This window comes from Emticicia soli, assembly GCF_037860775.1.
Classification (GTDB): domain Bacteria; phylum Bacteroidota; class Bacteroidia; order Cytophagales; family Spirosomataceae; genus Emticicia; species Emticicia soli.
Map to the genome: position 1 here is coordinate 322,786 of NZ_JBBEWC010000004.1, position 20,726 is coordinate 343,511.

Here is a 20,726-nt window from a genome sequence, read left to right on the forward strand (position 1 = left end):
CAAGAAAATGAAAAGAAAAAATATTATAAAAGTACTTTCTGTATCAGCTCTTAGCTTAGGACTAATCAGCATGCAGTCTTGTACTGACCTAACTGAGCCTGTTTATGGTTCAATCATTGATGACGGTAATTTTCCTCAAACTGATGCCCAGATTGCTGCCGTACTTGGACCTGCCTATGGTAGCTTAAGAGGCATGACCGACAACTGGTTTAACCCAAGTGAAGCAACTTCTGATGAGTTGATTGTACCTACTCGTGGTGGTGACTGGTATGATAACGGTGACTGGTTGGCTTATTCTCGCCATACATGGACACCACAACACGGCCCTATCAATGGTGTTTGGGGTTTTATATTTGGTAATATCTCACAAGTAAACCAATTAATGGTTACTGTAAAAGATAACCAGAAAGCAGTTGATGAGCTTCGTGCTATCCGTGCCTTCAATTATTTTATGGCAATAGATTTGTTTGGTAATGTACCTATCGTAAAAGATGGTAGTTCAGATGCCGGAACAAAGAGCCGTGCCGAAGTATATGCCTTTATTGAGTCTGAATTATTAGCGGTTATTCCTAACCTTTCGGCCGACAAAGTATACAGCCGTATGACTCAGGACGTAGCCAATATGCTTTTAGCTAAATTATACCTGAATGCCGCTGTTTACAAAGGCTCACCAGAATGGCAAAAAGCTTATGATACAATTGATAAAGTTATTAAGTCGAAAAACGCTTATGGTTTAACAGCAACTACACTTGAAAACTTTATTGTTCAGAACCAAAACTCAACTGAAAACATCTGGACTATTCCTTACGATAGTTTCAAGGCAGGTGGTATGAACTTCCAGATGAGAACATTGCATTATGCTAACCAACGTACTTATAACTTAGGTAATGCACCTTGGAATGGCTTCTGTACCCTGGCTGAGTTCTACAACTCTTTTGATTCTAAAGATGCTCGTATCAAAATGTGGTTGACAGGCCAACAATTTGCAGCCGATGGAACTCCTCTAAAAGATGCAAAAGACCAACCTCTGGCGTTTATTACTGATTTTAATAAAGACCAGATGACAGACGCTGACCCTGAGTTTCAGGTAGCAGGTGCTCGCTCTCAGAAATATGAGATTCAGAGAAACAACCCGAATGGCGACCAAAGCAACGACTTCGTGGTGTTCCGTTTGGCAGATGCTATCATGATGAGAGGTGAAGCAGCTTTCAGATTAGGCAAAACTGCCGAAGCTCTGGCTGATATAAACACAATCAGAGCACGCTCAGGCGTACCGGCATTAACCACGCTAACTGCAGAACAAATTCTGGCAGAAAGAGGCCGTGAGTTTGCTTGGGAAGGCTGGAGACGTAACGATATGATTCGTTTCGATGCTTTCACAAAAGAAAGAAAGTTCATGAAAAACCTGGATAAAAGAAGAGAATTATTCCCGATTCCTCAACCACGTATCGATGCTAACCCTGCATTGAAACAAAACCCGGGTTATTAATCATAATCAAGTTTCTAAAAGGCAGATCAGACTTGGTCTGCCTTTTTAATTTTAAGCCAATGAGCCAGCTTGTTGGCAATATTTTAACCTATTCTTATGAAACATTTATTGCTTATTATTCTTTTTTCTTACTTGCTTTTCTCTTGTAAGAAAAAGCAAGATACACTGTTTGAAGAACTTCCGGCATCTCAAACGGGTATCGACTTCGTAAACCGGAGTTTAGAGAAAAAAGAATTTAATATTTTCAATTACCGCAATTTCTACAACGGTGGTGGGGTGGCCATAGGCGATGTGAATAACGATGGATTTGCTGATATTTTTGTTACGTCTAATTTCGAAGAAAATAAATTATACCTCAATAAGGGTGTAAAAGATGGAAAATCTTTTGAGTTTGAAGATATATCAAAAGAAGCGGGAATTGTAATCAAAAAATTCTGGTCAACAGGTGCTACGTTTGCTGATGTGAATGGTGATGGATTGCTGGATATATATGTGTGTAATTCGGGTAGCCAAGACCAACGAGGCAACCAGTTATATATTAATCAGGGCGTTGGACGGAATGGTATTCCGTCGTTCAAAGAAATGGCTAAAGAAGCAGGCCTAGAAGACGGAGGTTTTTCTACACACGCCGCTTTTTTTGATTATGACCGTGATGGCGACTTAGATATGTATTTGCTAAACAATAGCTTTACCCCTATCGACCGCCTAGGATTTATGAACCTGCGCAATGAGCGTGACAAACTTGGCGGCCACAAATTATTCAGAAACGATAGTGAAAACGGCAGTTTGAAATTTACTGATGTAAGCGAGCAGGCAGGTATTTATGGTAGTCTGATTGGTTTTGGTTTAGGTATCACCATTGGAGATGTAAATAATGATAACTGGTTAGATATTTACATTTCGAATGATTTCTACGAGCGAGATTACCTCTATATCAATCAGAAAGATGGTACATTTAAAGAAGACCTCGAAAGCCAGATGCCGCATATAAGCCTGAGTTCTATGGGTGCCGACATTGCCGATATTAACAACGATGGCAATTTGGATATTTTTGTAACAGATATGCTTCCGGCTAATGACCGACGCCTAAAAACAACCAGTACATTCGAGAGCTACAATTTATCTGAAATGAAGCTACAACGTGGTTTCTGGCATCAATATATGCGCAATATGCTCCACCTGAACAATGGCGACGGAACATTCAGCGAGATAGGTGAGTTTTCGGGTGTACATGCCACCGACTGGAGCTGGGGCGCTTTGATTTTTGACATGGATAACGATGGGCTAAAAGATATTTTTGTAGCCAATGGCATTGCCAAAGACCTCACCGACCAAGATTTTGTGGAGTTTCTGGGCGACCGCAACACCATGCAGCAGATGCTTGAAGGCAAAAAGTTTGATTACAAAGAATTTACCGATAAAATATCGTCGGTACCTATTCCGAATTATGCTTATAAAAACAATGGTAATCTGCAATTTACCAATACTGTTGACTCGTGGGGACTCAAAGGCCCTGGTTTTTCGAATGGTGCGGCCTATGGCGACCTTGATAATGACGGAGATTTAGACCTTGTTGTGAACAACGTAAACGCTCCGCTATCGGTCTACAAAAACAAAACCAACGAAGTAAACAAAAATCACTTTTTGAGAATACACCTGAAAGGCACCGCTAAAAACCTGAACGGTATCGGCGCTACTATTACCGTATATCAGCAGGGTTCAAAAAAAGTATTACAACAAATGCCTAACAGAGGATTTCAATCGTCGAGCGACCACCAGCTTGTTTTCGGGTTGGGACAAAACGCCACTATTGATTCGCTAAAAATTGTATGGCCTGACGATAAAATGCAGGTGCTGCAAAACCCAAAGACAGATGTAAGTCTTACGCTCGATTACAAAAATGCCAATCAGGTATTTAAGTTTAGCGAAGCAGGTTCTAAAAACTTATTGTTTACCGACATTACAAATGGCACACTTGATTATAAGCATCAAGAAAGCAATTTTGTCGACTATGACCGTGATGTATTATTAAAACAAAAATACTCTACACAAGGCCCGGCATTAGCTGTGGGCGATGTAAACAATGATGGACTCGACGACATGTATTTTGGAGGAGCAGCCGGGCAAGCGAAGAAATTATACATTCAGCAAAAAAATGGCAAATTCCTGGAGTCCAATCAAGCAGATTTTAGTTTTGATGGCACTACCGAAAATACCGATGCAGTATTTTTTGACGCCGATAAAGACGGCGACCTCGATTTATTTGTAGTAACTGGTAGCAATGAGTTTGAAATTAATGCTCCCGAGTTGCACGATGTATTGTACCTTAACGACGGCAAAGGTAATTTTAAAAGAGACTTAAGGTTTCCGGCAATCAACGAAAATGGCTCATGCGTATCAGTAGCCGACTTTGACAAAGACGGCGACCTGGATATGTTTGTCGGTTCACGTATGATTCCGGGCAAATATGGTATGAATCCGCCGAGTAATTTATATATAAATGATGGTACCGGCGAGTTCAAAAATATGTCTAAACGTTTTATGCCTCAAATAAACGAGTTAGGTATGGTAACCGATGCTGAGTGGCTGGATATTGATAACGATGGCTTTGAAGACCTGATAATTACTCAGGACTGGGGAGGTATAGTAATCTTTAAAAATGAAAAAGGCCGTACACTCACTTTAAAAGAAACCATCAAAGACTCAGAGAGTAACTGGAATAGCTTGAAACCTGCCGATATAGACGGAGACGGAGACATAGATTTCATAGTGGGCAATTTAGGCACAAATACCAAACTAAAAGCCTCTGTTGAGTACCCAGCCTACCTCGACGTGAACGATTTTGATAAAAACGGTACAGTTGAGCAGATAATTTCTTGCGTAACAGAAGACGGCAACACCTACCCTATGGTGCTGAAAGCAGAGTTACAAAAAGCCCTGCCAATGATTAAAAAGAGGTTTATCAAGTACACCGACTACGCCAATAAGCCGATTTCAGATATTTTTACGGCCGAACAGATGAAAGATGGCATACGCAAAAAAATTGTTACCACACAAACTTCGTTTTTAATTAACGATGGCAAAGGCAATTTTTCTTTAAAAGCCCTGCCTATGCAAGCGCAGTTGTCTCCTATTTTTGCAATAGAAACCGGTGATTTCAATAACGATGGCATACTGGATATTGTACTGGCCGGAAATTTCTTTGATGTTTTGCCTGAATGGGGGCGTTTTGATGCCAGCTATGGCTTATTGCTGCAAGGCAAAGGCAAGGGAGAGTTTGAGGTCATCAGCCCTAATAATTCGGGTTTCAGAACACAGGGCCAGGTTCGCAAAATGTATAAAGTAAAAACAACGATACACAACCCTAATACAACTGAAGAAATGCTGGTGCTGGCCAAAAACAACGACAAAGCGCAGATTTTCAGTTTTAAAAAGCAGAAAAAATGAAATTATTAGTTAAGTTTTTAAGTGTAGTAACTTTATCAACGGTAATTTTTAGTTCGTGTAGCAAATCAAAAAAAGACGAAGAGCTTAAACTCTTCGAGAAACTATCATCAACCCAGACTAAGATTGATTTTGCCAACAATATTACTGAAACCAAAGATTTCAATATTCTTGATTATCTATATTTCTTCAATGGTGGTGGTGTAGCGGCAGGCGATATTAATAATGATGGCCTCACTGACCTGTTTTTTGTGTCAAACCAGGGCAAAAACAAGCTTTATTTAAATAAAGGCAAAACCAAAGATAGCCCGGTTGAGTTTGAAGACATTTCAGAAAAAGCAGGTATCGGTGGGTTCTCTGACTGGAAAACAGGCGTAACAATGGCCGATGTAAATGGCGATGGTTTATTAGATATTTATGTTTGTGCTGTTGCCAACTATAAAGGTTTAGAAGGTTCTAACGAGCTATACATCAATAATGGAGACCTTACTTTTAGTGAAAAATCGGCCGAATACGGTTTAGATTTCACTGGTTTTTCTACACAAGCAGCTTTCTTTGATTATGACAAAGACGGCGACCTTGACTGCTACTTGCTCAACCACGCTGTGCATAATACCCGCTCTTATGACCGTGTAAATACCCGTATGCTTAAAGACAACGAAGCCGGCGATTATCTGTACCGTAACGATGGTGGCAAATTTGTTGATGTAAGTCAGGAATCAGGTATTTATCAGGCAGCTATGGGTTATGGTTTAGGTATTTCGGTAGCTGACGTTGACAACGATGGCTGGCTTGATATTTATATAAGTAATGATTTTCATGAAGACGATTACTACTATATCAATCAGAAAAACGGAACATTTAAAGAGGGTGTCAAAGAACATTTTACACACTTGAGCCGCTTTTCAATGGGCTCTGATATTGCTGATATAAACAACGACGGTTTTCAGGATATTATCACACTGGATATGTACCCGGAAGATGAAAAAGTAGAAAAATCGTCGGTTGGTGAAGACCCCCTCGACATTTATCTGTATAAATTACAATTTGGGTATTTTAACCAATATAGCCGCAACTGTTTACAATTAAGCATGGCTGGCAAACGCTTCAGCGATATTGCACCTATGGCCGGTGTTGCTGCTACCGACTGGAGCTGGAGCCCCCTTTTGGCTGATTATGATGGCGATGGCATCAAAGACTTATTTATAACAAACGGAATACTACGACGCCCCAACGACCTTGACTACCTGAAGTTTATTCTAAGCGACTCGCTGCATTATAATTTGCCAACCTCGCACAACCTTGATAAAGAAGCAATGGAAAAGATGCCTAGCGGTAAATGGCATAATTATCTATACAAGGGCACTAAAGAGTTAAAGTTTCAGGATAAATCGATGGAATGGGGTTTTGAAGAGAAAAACATATCGAATGGTAGTGCCTATGCAGACCTCGATAATGACGGTGACCTTGATTTAATTACCAATAATCTAAACGAAACTGCCGGAGTTTATCTGAACCAGAGTAGAGAGACACTAGGCAATAACTACATAAAGCTACAGCTAAAAGGTAACGATAAAAATACTTTTGGTGTAGGAGCAAAAGTAATATTGAAAACCAAAGAGAGCGAACAATTGCAACAACTAATGCCTACCCGGGGCTTTATGAGTGCTGTTGAGCCATCTTTGCTATTTGGTATCGGCAAAGCACCGCAAATAGACTCGCTGATTGTGATATGGGAAAACCAGAAAATGGAGGTAATAGTTAACCCTACTATTAACAAAACGCTTGTGTTGAATCAGAACAATGCCAAACTAGATGGTAGTACTTACCAATTCTATACCCCACAAAAGCCATTGTTTGAGAATATCACTAGTACTCAGAATAGCCCTTTCGTACACAAAGAAAACGTATATTTTGATTTCACACGTGAGATGCTCATTCCGTTTAAAGTATCTACCGAAGGGCCTAAAATGGCAGTGGGTGATGTAAATGGCGATGGATTGGAAGATTTTTATGTAGGTGGGGCAAAATATCAGGCTGGCGAACTCTACCTGCAAAAAGCTAACGGTTTTATAAAAAACCCACAAGTTGCTTTTAAAGCAGACTCTTTGCTGGAAGATGTGGATGCACTGTTTTTTGATGCTGATGGCGACAAAGACCTTGATTTATACGTAGTTACGGGTGGAAACGAATTTTATGGCGATATGCCTGAGCAACTCGACCGCCTGTATCTGAACGATGGAAAAGGCAATTTCACAAAAGCCGTTGGTGCTCTGCCATCTATGTTAGATAATAAATCTTGTGTACGAGCTTGCGACTTTGACAAAGACGGAGACCTCGACCTCTTTGTTGGTGGGCGTGTAGTGGCTTATCAATACGGCAAATCGCCTAATTCTTACTTGCTTGTAAATGATGGAAAAGGGAAATTCAGCGATATGACCACAAGTATTGCACCAGAGCTTCGCCAGGCCGGAATGATTACAGACGCCGTATGGGCTGACATTGACAAAGATGGTGACCTTGACCTAACAGTAACAGGCGACTGGATGCCGGTTAAAACCTTTGAAAATGATAAAGGGAAACTTAAGCAGGTAGATAATCAGTTAGGCAAATTCACGGGTTTCTGGAGTAGCATTACTGCCGGAGATTTTGATAAAGATGGCGACATTGATTTTGTGGTAGGTAATCTGGGCACTAATACCAAATTCAGAAAAAATGATGGTGGGCAACTAAAAATGTTCACCAAAGATTTTGATAAAAACGATGCCTTAGACCATATTCTGGCATACAGCAGAGGCGATAAATGGTATCCCGTGAATGGCAAGGAAGAAATGGGGAAACAGATTCCGAACATAATAAACAAAAAATACACCGAGTACAGCGAATTTGCAGGAAAAACCATCGACGAGATTTTTAGCAGCAAAGACCTGAATGATGCCGACGAAAAACTTGTGAATACTTTCGAGTCGGTATATCTCGAAAACCAAGGTAACAAAACTTTCACGCTAACAACATTGCCAAACCTTTCGCAAGTATCAAAAATAATGGCTCTGCGAACCGAAGATATTGACAAAGATGGTAATCTTGATGTATTAATAGGTGGCAATTTCTACGGTGCCAATATGTATCAAGCACGCTACGATGCTTCTTATGGTTTAATTCTGAAAGGTAATGGCAAGGGAGATTTTACGCCTTTGGTGCCAACCGACACAGGCTTTTTACAAGAAGGCGATGTGCGTGATATAAAAGTTATAAATACACCCAAAGGGCAGCTATACTTTGTCTTACGGAATAACGATAAAATGCAGGTATTCAAACTTCTGGCACAATAAGCCAGCATTCAGTTATTTAAAAAATAAAGGATTGGCTCTAGCCAATCCTTTATTTTTTACAGCCGATTTACACTAAAACCTTTTCAATCGGCCATTATTTTACGTCTGTGCTGTTCACCCCATTTTTCCATCGCATTCAAAACCTCGTCGAGTGTTTGGCTATAGGGTGTTAGAGCATATTCTACCGTTATAGGCTTAGTATCACAAACCGTACGGCTCACTAAACCATTCATTTCCATTTCTTGCAATTCTTTCGACAAAATTCTGGGCGAAATATCTGCTTCTCTTGATAATTCTCTAAATCGCTTCTTACCATCTCTTAATACAGTAAGTAGTACCAATTTCCATTTGCCGCCGACCACATCTAGTGTATCCCGAACGGCCAGCCTTGCTCTTCTGCAAGACTCTTGTGTATGTATTGTCATAATAGTATCCTTTTTGTAACCGCTATCCTTTTTGTAACAGATAACAAATGTATAGCATATATTTGAGACATTTGCATCATCAATTTAAAATTTTAAAACAATGCCAAAGAAAATAAACAAAATCGCAGGTATAGTACTTACCGTTTTATTAGGATTATTATTCGCTATGAGCGCATTTATGAAACTATCATATAATGAAACTGCCGTAGCGCAAGCCGCATCAATAGGCTTTGATGCACAAACGTATTGGTTTATCGGCGTTATAGAGTTAATAGCACTCGTGTTATTCCTGATTCCACGCACAGGCATATTGGGTTCATTGCTATTGATTGCTTACATGGGTGGTGCTATTGCCACGCATTTACAACACCAACAGTCTATTGCTATGGCGGTAGGTGTACAAGTATTAGTCTGGATAGCCTTTGTTTTGCGTTATCCTCAAGTATTGCAGTTTGTGTTTCCAACTGCACAGAAGTTAGTTAAACAACAATAAATTGTACAACAATGGAACAAAGAACCATAAAACATATTGATACGCCTCATGGACACCAAGGCTTTTTAGGCGTGGGACATACAGCAAAAGCACTTATCGATGGTAAGGATTTTGCACATACCGACCCATTTATTTTATTAATGGACGATGCACTGAACCTACCGGGTGGCAAACCTGTAGGAGGAGCACACCCTCATGCGGGTTTTGAAACTGTAACACTTGTATTACAGGGCGACGAGAAAGACTGGCACACAGGCAGCCTTGAAATAATGACTGCCGGAAAAGGCATTATTCATACTGAAGAGATAGCCGCTAAAACTAATATGCACATTTTGCAATTATGGCTAGCTTTACCGCCCGAAAAAAGGTGGATAGAGCCCTCGTGGCAACAAATATTGCTGGAAGATGTGCCAACGCTCAAAACCGACAAAGCCGAAATAAGAGTATACAGTGGCAGCAGCAATAACCTTACTTCTCCGCTTAGCAACCATACTCCGCTTACGCTTGTAGATTTCAGGGTAGAGAAAAATGCTACAATTACGCAGCAGATTCCTTCTACTTATAATGGATTTATCTATGTACTGGAAGGCAGCGTAACGATAGGCGAAACCCCTATAAAATACGGACAAGTGGCTTGGCTAAATGAGGCGAAAGAAACAGGCGATACCGAGATAGTATTTAAAACTGATGAGCAAGGCGCTAGGTTTGTGTTGTACACAGCCGCACCGCATCATGCACCTATTGTAAGTTATGGCCCTTTTATTGGGAATATCAATAGAGACATCATAAGATTATATGAGGAATACCACGTCGGAAAAATGCCGCATCTGAACAATCTGGATGAAAGCAGAAAAACATGGCACCGCAAGGTAGCTGAGCTTAGTTAAATTTTTTGGTACCAACCAAGCAGTAAGAGTTCATTCGGTGAAAAACGGCAACATTATCTAATAAATGGATAGTGTTGCCATTTTTTTAATCATTCAGTGGCATAGCTCGTGGGTTAGATACAATAGAATCCGATTTCTATTGTTATTTTTACAAGCTTATTTTGATATGATGACAAAACCGCTGCTTTATTGTTTATTGATTACTTCTTTGCTTTCGTGCAAACAAGATTCGCAGGATTATTTATTTGAGGCACTTGATGCATCAAAAACGGGTATTGACTTTACAAATAAGATTGAAGACACGCCCGAAATGAATATCATCAACTACCGCAACTTTTATAATGGTGCCGGCGTGGCTATAGGCGACATAAACAACGATGGTTTTGCTGATGTTTACCTCACGGCCAATCAGGGTGAAAATAAACTATATCTGAATAAGGGCACTAAAAACGGGGAGTCATTTCAGTTTCAAGATATAACAAAACAAGCCGGAGTTGGTGGTACAAAGGCATGGAGCACAGGTGTAACCCTTGCCGATGTAAATGGCGATGGCCTTTTAGATATTTATGTGTGTAATTCGGGCGAATTACACAACGATACACGGGGCAACGAGCTATTCATCAATCAGGGCATTGGGTCAGATGGTATTCCGTCGTTTAAAGAAATGGCCAAAGAATATGGGCTTTTCGACGGGGGCTACTCTACTCATGCAGCCTTTTTTGACTTTGACCGTGACGGCGACCTAGATATGTACCTGCTCAACAATAGCTTTATACAGGTAAACAAGCTTCAGTATCAGAACTTACGCAACCAGCGAGACCCCTTCGGCGGGCATAAGCTCTTTAGAAACGATAATAATAAGTTTACCGATGTTAGCGAGCAAGCAGGTATTTATGGTAGCTTAATAGGCTTTGGGTTGGGGATTACTGTTGGCGATGTAAACAACGATAATTGGCTGGATATTTATATCTCTAACGATTTCTACGAGCGAGACTACCTCTATATCAATCAGAAAGATGGCACTTTTAAAGAATCTATCGAAGAGTCGATGGGGCATACAAGCCTTAACTCAATGGGTGCCGATATTGGTGATATTAATAACGATGGCTATCCCGATATTTTTGTCACCGACATGCTGCCCAACGATGATTATCGTTTAAAAACTACGTCGAGCTTTGAAACATACGAACTAGAGCAGATAAAAGTTCAGCGTGATTTCTACCACCAATACACACGCAATACCCTGCAACTTAATAATGGTGATAATCATGATGGTGTCCCGATTTTCAGTGAAGTAGCTGCGCTTTCAGGTATTCATGCTACAGATTGGAGCTGGGGCGCACTAATCTTTGACATGGATAATGATGGCATGAAAGATATTTTTGTAGCCAATGGTATTATCCACGACCTGACAGACCAGGATTTTATCAGTTTTCTGGCCGATAAAAACACTGTCCCACAAATGCTCGACCAGAACGGCAAACTCAATATCAATAAAATGGTTGAGAAAATGCCATCTAAACCTATTCCGAACTATGCTTTTAATAACAAGGGTAATCTGAAATTTGAAAACAAAGCCTCGGTTTGGGGGCTTGGCCAACCCGGATTTTCTAATGGTGCGGCCTATGGCGATTTAGACAATGATGGAGACCTTGATTTGATTATCAACAACAACAATATGCCATTGTCGGTCTATCGGAATCATACTTCTGAAAAACTGAAAAAGCACTTTCTAAGAGTAAACCTAAAAGGTGCCGATAAAAATACACTTGGCATCGGCGCAAAGGTATATCTTTATCAACAAGGCAAAACGCAGTATCTGCAAGCCATGCCAAATCATGGTTTTCAGTCTTCAAGCGACCACATATTGGTTTTCGGTTTAGCTAATAATCCCGGCATTGATTCTGTGGTTGTTGTATGGCAGAACGACAAAAAACAGACGATCAAAAATCCAAAAGCAGATACAGAGCTGATATTGGAGCAAAAAAATGCAAACCAGCCGTACATTTCAAAACCAACTGCTACTAACAGATATTTTACAGACATAAGCGCACAGTCGGGCATAAACTATACCCATGTTGAAAACGATTTTGTGGATTATAACAGAGATGCCACTTTAAAACAAATGTTTTCAAGGCAAGGCCCTGCGCTGGCAGTAGGCGACGTAAACGGCGATGGCCTAGAAGACGTGTATCTGGGAGCTGCCTCTAATGCTAAAGGCGTACTATTTTTACAAACCCGTGCAGGCACCTTTCGGGCAAGTGAACAACGTGCTTTTGGCATAACGCCACAAGCCGACGAAGTAGCAGCTACATTTTTCGATGCTGATGGCGATAATGATCTAGATTTATACATTGCTACGGGCGGCAACGAGTTTCCACAGAATAGCGTGCTTCTTAGTGACTATTTATATTTAAACGATGGTAAAGGTAATTTTTCATTAAGTACATTACCTGCATTGTTCGAAAATACTTCATGTGTAGTAGCCGGAGATTTTGACAAAGATGGCGATGAAGACTTATTTGTGGGTTCCCGTTTGATTAGCGCCCAATATGGCCGTAGTCCCAAAAGTTATATTTTAAGAAACGATGGCAAGGGCAAATTTACAGCCGAAGATTTAGGCGAACTAGGCATGATAAGCGACGCCGCATGGACTGATATTGACAAAGATGGCTGGCTAGATTTAGTAATTGCCGGAGACTGGATGCCCGTTATGATTCTCAAAAATCAGAAAGGCAAACTAGCTGCTCCGCTAACAATACCCGATTCGGAAGGTTGGTGGAATACCATAAAAGTAGCTGATATTGATAACGATGGCGATGATGATTTAATAGTGGGTAACCTGGGGCTCAATTCTAAACTGAAAGCCTCAAAAGCTGAACCAGCGATGCTTTGTGTAAACGATTTTGATAAAAACGGTTTGGTAGAACAACTCATTTGTGTGTATAACAACGGCAAACAAGTGCCTCTGATGCAAAAGCCCGACTTGCAGCGGGTTATACCATCTATCAAAGAGCGATTTGTGTACCATAAAGACTACGCCAACAAATCGGTTGATGAAATATTTACAAGTGAGCAAAAAGAGGGAATGATACAGAAAACTGTAGTTCAGCCGCAAACTTCTTTTTTTATCAACGATGGGAAAGGGAATTTCAGCATCATGCCGCTTCCTATAGAAGTACAGTTTTCGCCTATATATGGTATCGAAACCTGCGATTACGACAATGACGGCAAATTAGATATTATTCTTACAGGTAATTTTTTCGATGTATTACCCGAAATTGGTCGTTACGATAGCAATCACGGATTGGTTTTACATGGCAAGGGTAAGGGGCAGTTTGAACTGCTAAAATCAAAAGACACTGGTTTTTTCAGTACCGGACAAGTACGCCGAATGAAATTAGTAAAAGGAGCTAAGAAAAATATACTAATTTTGGCAAAAAATAACGATAAGGTACAGATAATCGGATTCTGAGAAAAACCTCTCCCCTGAAATTAACACATGAGCGTAATAAAAAAATTAGCGAGCGATACCGCCCTTTATGGCATTAGTAGCATTGTCGGGCGTTTTCTTAACTGGCTTTTAGTAGCAGTACACACCCGTGTTTTTGAGCAACAAAATTTACTTGCCGACAATAACCAATTATATGTATATGCCGTTTTGCTGAATATAGTTTATACCTATGGTATGGAAACGGCTTTTTTCCGTTATGCCAGCAAGCAAGAAAACCGACAAGAATACTATAACCTGATTTTATCTTACGTCATTCTTACCAGTGTTATTTTTTCAAGTATTATATACTTCATGGCTACGCCTATTATCAATGCCATGCATTTTCCGGGCAAAGAGCGGCTTGTAGTATGGTTTGCTATTATTTTAGCTACCGATGCCGTGGCAGCCATTGCTTTTGTCAAGCTAAGAGCCGAAAATAGAGCTAAAAAGTTTGTAGCCATTCGCCTGATTAACATCTTTGTTAACATCGGTCTCAATGTTTTCTATCTGATGTTCTGCAAATATATTCATGAGGGTATTATATTACCTGATTGGAAACCCTTTGCCGATTTCTTCTACAATCCGAAAATCGGGCCTGATTATATTGTGTGGGCCAACTTTATTGCCAGTTTAGTTACTTTGCTATTCTTATGGAGAGAATTTGTCGGTTTCAGATTCACATTCGATTTCAAGAAGTTCAAGCCGGTTTTTATTTATGCCTATCCCCTATTAATTATGGGCTTGGCCGGAGCTACCAATCAATTGGCCGACCGCATTATGTTTCGGGATATTTTACCCGACGGTTTCTACGAAGGTCTAACAACCGATGCAGCTTATAGTATTTATGCCAATGTGTATAAACTTTCTATTTTCATGCTGTTGGTAGTGCAGGCTTACCGCTATGCTGCCGACCCGTTTTTTTTCTCAAAGGCCGAAGACAAAAACTCGCCTTCTATGATAGCGCTTGCTACCAAATGGTTTACCATTGCCTGTATTCTTATTTGGGTAGGTGTAAGCCTCAATATAGACTTAATCAGCCTTATATTGGGCAAAAACTACCGTTTTGGCCTCGAAGTAGTTCCTATTCTTTTACTAGCCAATTTGTTTGTTGGCGTGTATCAGAATATGTCAATCTGGTTTAAACTTAGCAACCGAACACACTTTGGTACAATTCTGACGTTTATCGGTATGTTCACTTCGGTTATTCTAAACCTAATCCTGATTCCGCAGATGGGTTTCATCGGCTGTGCTCTTGCCTTTGCTGTTTCATCATTCGTTATGATGGTGCTATGCTATTGGTTTGGCCAGAAGTACTACCCTATTCCTTACGAATTAAGTAGTGTTAGTGCGTATCTTATTTGTGCAGGTATTCTGATTTTTGCTGCATGGCAAATCAAGATAGAGAACCCTTACATTGCCATTCCGTTCAGGTTAATACTGAGTTGTATGTTCTTATTTGTGATTGTTTTTGTTGAGCGTAAAAGTCTGGGACTTAGTAAGTTTTTTCGTCTTTAAATGTTAAATTCGTTTATAATTTCTAAAATCCATGAGCATCACAGATTTATTACATGCACCCAATCTAAGAGAAATGCTTGACGAGTTGGAAAAGATTTGGGCCGATGAGCAAAAACGCAGGCATGAGTTTTGGGCAAATGTAGACGAAAACATAAAAGCTGAATTTATTTTAGGCGAAATCATCTATCATTCTCCTATATATGGTCGTCATTGGAAAGCATCTACCCGAATCACACGGCATCTGATACCTTTTGTTTATGATAATAATCTAGGTGAGGTTGCTTATGAAAAAGTAATGGTTAGGCTTACACGAAACGACTATGAACCTGATATTTGTTTCTGGGTAAAAGAGAAATCTCAGCATTTTGAACAAAAGCAATCAGCCTTCCCACCACCTGATTTTGTCATAGAAATTCTATCTGACTCAACCAGAGAACGAGATTATGGAATAAAAATGCAAGATTATGCACTGCATGATGTAAAAGAATACTGGATTGTTGATACAGATAGCCAAGCTATTGAACAATACCTTTTAAAGGAAAAGGAATTTGAATTGTCTCAAAAACTTAAAGATGGGATACTAGAATCGGCAGTAATAACGGGTTTCAAGATAAGTGTTAAAGAAGTTTTTGAAGGATAATATTTAGGGTAATCGAATTACCTTATTATAATAGACACAAACATGAAAACAATAAGCATTATCGGTTGTGGTTGGTTAGGGCTTCCTTTAGGAGCGTATCTTTCTGAAAAAAACTACCTTGTCAAGGGCAGTACTACGCATGTGGATAAGTTAGTAATTCTGGAAGAAAACGGCATTGAGCCTTTCTTGCTCAAACTTAATCCACAATTGGAATGTGAATATGTGGATAACTTTCTCGACGCTGATATTCTCATCATCAATATTCCACCTAGAATCAGTGTGCAAAAAACTGATGCGCATGTAGAGCAGATAGTTAATCTGTTAGCGGCTGTTGAAAAGTATCCAATCAAAAAGATTATCTATATAAGCTCTACCTCGGTGTATCCTGAGCTTAATCGTGAGGTAGTAGAAGAAGACGTTTCAACGCCAGAAACCTCAGCTAGCCCAACAATGGTAAAGGCCGAAAACCTACTCAAAAATTTTGCTGCTGATGTAACTATCTTACGCTCGGCAGGGTTGATGGGCTATGACCGCATTCCGGCCAAATACTTTGCAGGTTGGAAGGGCCTCACTACAGGAAATATTCCTGTCAATTACATACACAGAGACGATGTAATCAGAATCATTGAAACCGTTATAGAACAAAATATATGGGGCGATACTTTCAACATTGTTTCGCCGATACACCCCATAAGAAAAGAAATTTATACCCGAAACTGCGAAGAATTAGGTTTTGAAATGCCAGAGTTTGTAGCCCCTGCCGAACCACAACCTTACAAAATTATTAGCCCCGAAAAATGGCTTGAAAAATCAGAGTATCATTTTTTATTCAAAAACCCGCTCGATTATTTCTATCAATTGCCTGAAACTAATCAATAACCGGGCACGCCATTATTTTTAAGTATCGTCTTTGCATTGGTATTTCCTTTCTGAGCGGCTTTAATATACCACTGTTTAGCAGCTTCAATATCGTTTCTAAGCGAGTGGTTAATGCCAATATTGTATTCATAATCACCTGTAGAATCTCTTACAGATGCACGCTTCCAAATCTCTACCGCATTATTATCTTGCTTCAAATCAACATAGGTTACACCCAGATTTTTATACGCAGGCAAGTATTGTGGTGCTTTCTCAATCAATTCTTTTAACTCCTTAATCTCCTGTTCGAAATTGCCCTCTTTTCTATAAGCATAAGCATGATTCAGGTAAGCATCCCAATATTGAGGATTAATTTCCATTGATTTTTTAAAGGCTTTACGGGCTTCTGCAAAATCACCACTGCCTATTAGCGATAAACCGTATGAAGTCCAGTACTCGGCATTGTCTGGCTCGTTTTCGAGCGTAATTTTAAAGTAGCGGTTAGCATTTTTATAATCTTCCATTCGGTAATAAACCGTAGCAAAAAGCCAGTTTGTACGGTTAGAGATAGGCAAATACTGTTCAGCTTTCTGAAAATACTTCAAGGCTGTGGCATTGTCTCCTTCATCCAGATACATCGACCCAATGCTTCGGCATACATCAGCATTTTTAAAGCCTACTTCATCGGCACGAATTAAATACTGCTTGGCTGTAGGGAAATCTTTGTTATCGAGGTAATGCCAGCCTATATTACTCAAAACCATCGCATCTCTTGGAAAAGCTTTCTCGGCATCGGTAAATAGCGTCAGTGCATTTCTCCACTTGCCTGTTTGCACAAATGTAAGTACGCACAATACCAATGCTATAATACCAAAGCCTGTTAAAGCACCTTTAGAACTCGTATAAAATTTATTAACTAATAAACCTATCAGAAACAATGGCCCTATCGAAGACAAATAATAGTAGCGGTCGGCAACCAAAGCACTACCTACGGGTAATATCTGCAAAACGGTTGAAATAGCAATCAGGAAGAAAGCCCCTGCCCACCAGATACGCTTGTCTTTACGGCCAAACCATACAATAGCACCAACCAAAAGCAAAGCCCCTAAAAAAGCTAATGGATAAATAGCTGGAATACTTCCCGTTTCTTTACTTGGGTACGGATAAAACGGATAAAGATTATATGGCAGAATGGTTTTTACCCAGTAGAAACAAAAGGCGTAGGCCGTCATTAAAATACGCTCGCCCGTTGTGTAAGCACCCCCGATTACCTTCGAGGCATCAGCACCTGCATCTTTTTGTGCATGTGTAGCCAGATAAGCAAACAAAATTGTGATAACAAAATAAGGAATCTTATTGATTAATAACTGAAAATTCAGTGGCTTCTTCAGAAAACAATAGTCTGTAATTATTAAAAGAGCAGGTAAGACAACAGCCATACCTTTCGACAAACAGGCAGCTAAAAACAAAATCAGCGAGACAATGTACTGCACTTTATTCTTTGTTTCGTCGAACTTCAAATAATACCAAAGTGAGAAAAGTAAGAAAAATGTATAGAGCACATCTTTACGCTCGGCCGCCCATGCTACCGACTCAACGTGTAGCGGATGAATAGCAAACAAAACAGCCGTAACAAGAGAAACTAAGTCATTACTATTCAGTTTCTGAATTATTCTAAAAACCAACCAGCTATTCAGAATATGTAAAATAAGGTTGTCGAGATGATACAGCCATGTTTTATCTCCTACTAAAGCATATTCAATGGCCAGACTCAATACCGTTAGCGGGTGGTAGTTACCAACTACATATTCAGTAAAAATACCTTTTATATCAAAGTTTTTCAATAGCTCGTTGGTTACGATGTAGAGTTTATCGTCCCACACAAAAATGTTTTTCCATACGGGTATATAACTCACAAATACGAGCACACTTAGTATGGCCGGAATCCATTTTTCGTCAATCGAAAAACTGTTTGGAGCGGCGGGTTCGATAGCTTTTGCAGAGTAAGACGGTGGCGCTATTTCTTTTTTAGTACCTTGTTTAGGTTGAGACTTTTGTTTTGCCATTTTTTAGATTGGTCGGGACTACAAAAATATTTTAATTATCTTGTCAAAGCAATATTTAGGCTCTTTATGTCGCTTATTTTCCACTTCTCCTCTACCATCTTGTTAATTTCGTATAAAATTCTTAGATTGCTTAAATAAGCCAAAGCCCATAAGCCGTACGAAATTTGTTATTTGTAATATCAGAATAATTTAAAGAACTTTGAATATTATTTGGCAGCAATGTTGTAAAATGTGCATAAGCAATATTTGAAGGCTTTGGGCGTTAAAATACCTACAATCGGTTGATGAATGAAAATATCAAGAATCATATTATGGGCATTTCTCTGGCTTCCTGCAGTAGGTGTAGCGCAGAAAAATAAAAAGACCAGCGATGGCGGTATCTCTGAAAAAGAACTACAAGCCGAAGCAGTTTTTACCGACGGCATGAAGTTTTATATAGCCGAAACTTACGACAAAGCCATTACGCATTTCAAAAAAGCTGCAGAAATGAATCCGGCTAGTTCGGGTAGTCTTTTTATGATTGCCAAATCTTTTTTAGCAACCAACGATATTGCCAATGCTACACTCTACAGCGAAAAGGCATCAAAACTAGACGATGAAAACAAATTCTACAAGAAATTTCTAGGTGATATTTATACCAAACAAAAACGCTATAAAGAAGCGGCTCAGATTTACGAAAAACTAGCTTCTAAATATCCGAGAGACGTTGACAATTACCTCGATTTATCGAATGCATATATCATGCAGGAGAAATACGCTGATGCTGTAGAGGTATATAACAAAATAGAAAAAACAATTGGTATGAGCGAAGAAATAACGCATCAGAAACAATTGATTTATCTGAAACAAAATAAGCTTGAAAAAGCCATAGAAGAAGGCGACCGCCTGATTGCTTCGGAGCCTACCGAGCCGGAATATGTAGTACAACAAGCCCAGATATTAATTTCGAATGAGCGCTACGACCAAGCCTTGAAAATGCTTGAAACCTCGCTGAAACGTAACCCTGATTTTGCCGAAGCTCATGTACTTCTGGCTGAGATTTACCGCAAAAAAGGAGATTTCGAAAAATGTAGCCAGGAACTACAAGTAGCGTTTACAAATAAAAATCTTTCGTCAGATGTGAAGTTCAAGATTTTATCGAGCTATATGCTGATGATGAAAGACAATAAGAGCGAAAAAACACTTGACAATCTTATTGGTCTCACAAAAGAATTAATTAACCAAGCGCCTTCTGACGCAAAAGGATATATAGTATTAGGCGATTTGCTAACACAAAAAGCTGACATGAAGGGTGCTCGTGACAGCTATGTAAAGGCAACAGAATTTGATAAATCTGTTTTTGAAGTATGGCTGGCTATTGTTGAAATTGATGCAAAACTCAATGATAATGAAAGTCTGGCTAAACATTCGGAAGAAGCCATTGAGTATTTCCCGAATCAGGCTTTATTCTGGTACCATAACGGCGTAGCTAACTTTGTAAAGAAAGATTTCGAAAAGTCTATTTCTTCACTCGAAGAGGCTCGTAACCTGGCATTAGACAACAAAGAAATGGTTAAGTTTGTAAATGGTCTGCTAGGCGATGCCTACAACGAAGCCAAGCAATATAGCAAATCTGACGATGCCTATGAGGCTGTACTGAAAGTTGACCCTAACGACGAACACGTGCTAAACAACTATGCTTATTATCTTTCACTAAGAAAAGATAAACTAAGCCGTGCTTTGCAACTTTCAACCAAACTTACCGAAAACGCTGCCAGCAATGCCACTTATCTTGATACACATGCATGGGTGCTTTATACCATGAAAGAGTATCAGAAATCCCGTGAGGTGTTTGAGAAAGCTGTTAAATTACCAAGTGGTGTAAGTGGTACAATTGTAGAACATTACGGCGATGTATTGTATCAGCTAGGCGAAAAAGACAAAGCCATTGAACAATGGAAAAAAGCACGCCAGATGGGAGAAAACAGCATTAATATAGACAAAAAAATACAATCTGGTCAATTAATAGAATAAATCACCTTCCTGAAACCTGTTGATACTTTGCCCTGAAAGATTCCGCTTCTGTATCGGAATAAATACGTTCT

At 39.6% G+C, this 20,726-nt stretch carries 12 protein-coding genes; 10 read left to right on the forward strand and 2 right to left on the reverse strand.

Annotated features, from left to right (window positions below; translation table 11 throughout):
- Positions 1–7 precede the first annotated feature (7 nt).
- The 3 genes from WAE64_RS07150 to WAE64_RS07160 all read left to right on the forward strand — a co-directional run bounded on the left by WAE64_RS07150 (position 8) and on the right by WAE64_RS07160 (position 8,265).
- Complete coding sequence (locus WAE64_RS07150; RefSeq protein ID WP_340235566.1) at positions 8–1,489, forward strand: RagB/SusD family nutrient uptake outer membrane protein; 1,482 nt, start codon at positions 8–10, stop codon at positions 1,487–1,489.
- Between the two features lie 96 nt (positions 1,490–1,585).
- Positions 1,586–4,936 (forward strand): VCBS repeat-containing protein, encoded by a 3,351-nt coding sequence (locus WAE64_RS07155; protein ID WP_340235567.1) that lies wholly within the window; start codon positions 1,586–1,588, stop codon positions 4,934–4,936.
- On the forward strand, positions 4,933–8,265 hold the full coding sequence (locus WAE64_RS07160; RefSeq protein ID WP_340235568.1) for a VCBS repeat-containing protein: 3,333 nt from the start codon (positions 4,933–4,935) through the stop codon (positions 8,263–8,265). The genes WAE64_RS07155 and WAE64_RS07160 overlap by 4 nt, the downstream gene beginning before the upstream one ends.
- Before the next feature lie 83 nt (positions 8,266–8,348).
- Here the strand turns inward: WAE64_RS07160 and WAE64_RS07165 are convergent, their stop codons facing one another.
- A complete protein-coding gene (locus tag WAE64_RS07165) occupies positions 8,349–8,690 on the reverse strand; it encodes a winged helix-turn-helix transcriptional regulator (protein ID WP_340235569.1) in 342 nt (113 codons plus the stop codon).
- Between the two features lie 100 nt (positions 8,691–8,790).
- Between WAE64_RS07165 and WAE64_RS07170 the strand changes: the two genes are divergently transcribed.
- The 6 genes from WAE64_RS07170 (at position 8,791) to WAE64_RS07195 (ending at position 16,597) form a co-directional block, all read left to right on the forward strand.
- On the forward strand, positions 8,791–9,183 hold the full coding sequence (locus WAE64_RS07170; protein WP_340235570.1) for a DoxX family protein: 393 nt from the start codon (positions 8,791–8,793) through the stop codon (positions 9,181–9,183).
- Positions 9,184–9,194: 11 nt separating this feature from the next.
- Positions 9,195–10,070, forward strand: a complete 876-nt coding sequence (locus tag WAE64_RS07175; RefSeq protein WP_340235571.1) for a pirin family protein — start codon at positions 9,195–9,197, stop codon at positions 10,068–10,070.
- Between the two features lie 166 nt (positions 10,071–10,236).
- Positions 10,237–13,545: a VCBS repeat-containing protein gene (locus tag WAE64_RS07180; RefSeq protein ID WP_340235572.1), complete on the forward strand. Its 3,309-nt coding sequence runs from the start codon at positions 10,237–10,239 to the stop codon at positions 13,543–13,545.
- Positions 13,546–13,572: 27 nt separating this feature from the next.
- The gene (locus tag WAE64_RS07185; protein WP_340235573.1) at positions 13,573–15,078 is read left to right on the forward strand and encodes a lipopolysaccharide biosynthesis protein; all 1,506 of its coding nucleotides are present in this window, start codon (positions 13,573–13,575) and stop codon (positions 15,076–15,078) included.
- A 31-nt stretch (positions 15,079–15,109) separates the two neighbouring features.
- Positions 15,110–15,718 (forward strand): Uma2 family endonuclease, encoded by a 609-nt coding sequence (locus WAE64_RS07190; RefSeq protein ID WP_340235574.1) that lies wholly within the window; start codon positions 15,110–15,112, stop codon positions 15,716–15,718.
- A gap of 42 nt (positions 15,719–15,760) precedes the next feature.
- Complete coding sequence (locus WAE64_RS07195) at positions 15,761–16,597, forward strand: Rossmann-fold NAD(P)-binding domain-containing protein (RefSeq protein WP_340235575.1); 837 nt, start codon at positions 15,761–15,763, stop codon at positions 16,595–16,597.
- Here the strand turns inward: WAE64_RS07195 and WAE64_RS07200 are convergent.
- Complete coding sequence (locus tag WAE64_RS07200; RefSeq protein WP_340235576.1) at positions 16,591–18,642, reverse strand: tetratricopeptide repeat protein; 2,052 nt, start codon at positions 18,640–18,642, stop codon at positions 16,591–16,593. The two genes, WAE64_RS07195 and WAE64_RS07200, sit on opposite strands and share 7 nt — an antisense overlap.
- 288 nt (positions 18,643–18,930) lie before the next feature.
- On the opposite strand from WAE64_RS07200, the gene WAE64_RS07205 reads away from it, so the two are divergent.
- Positions 18,931–20,655: a tetratricopeptide repeat protein gene (locus tag WAE64_RS07205; protein WP_340235577.1), complete on the forward strand. Its 1,725-nt coding sequence runs from the start codon at positions 18,931–18,933 to the stop codon at positions 20,653–20,655.
- The last annotated feature ends 71 nt before the right edge of the window (positions 20,656–20,726 follow it).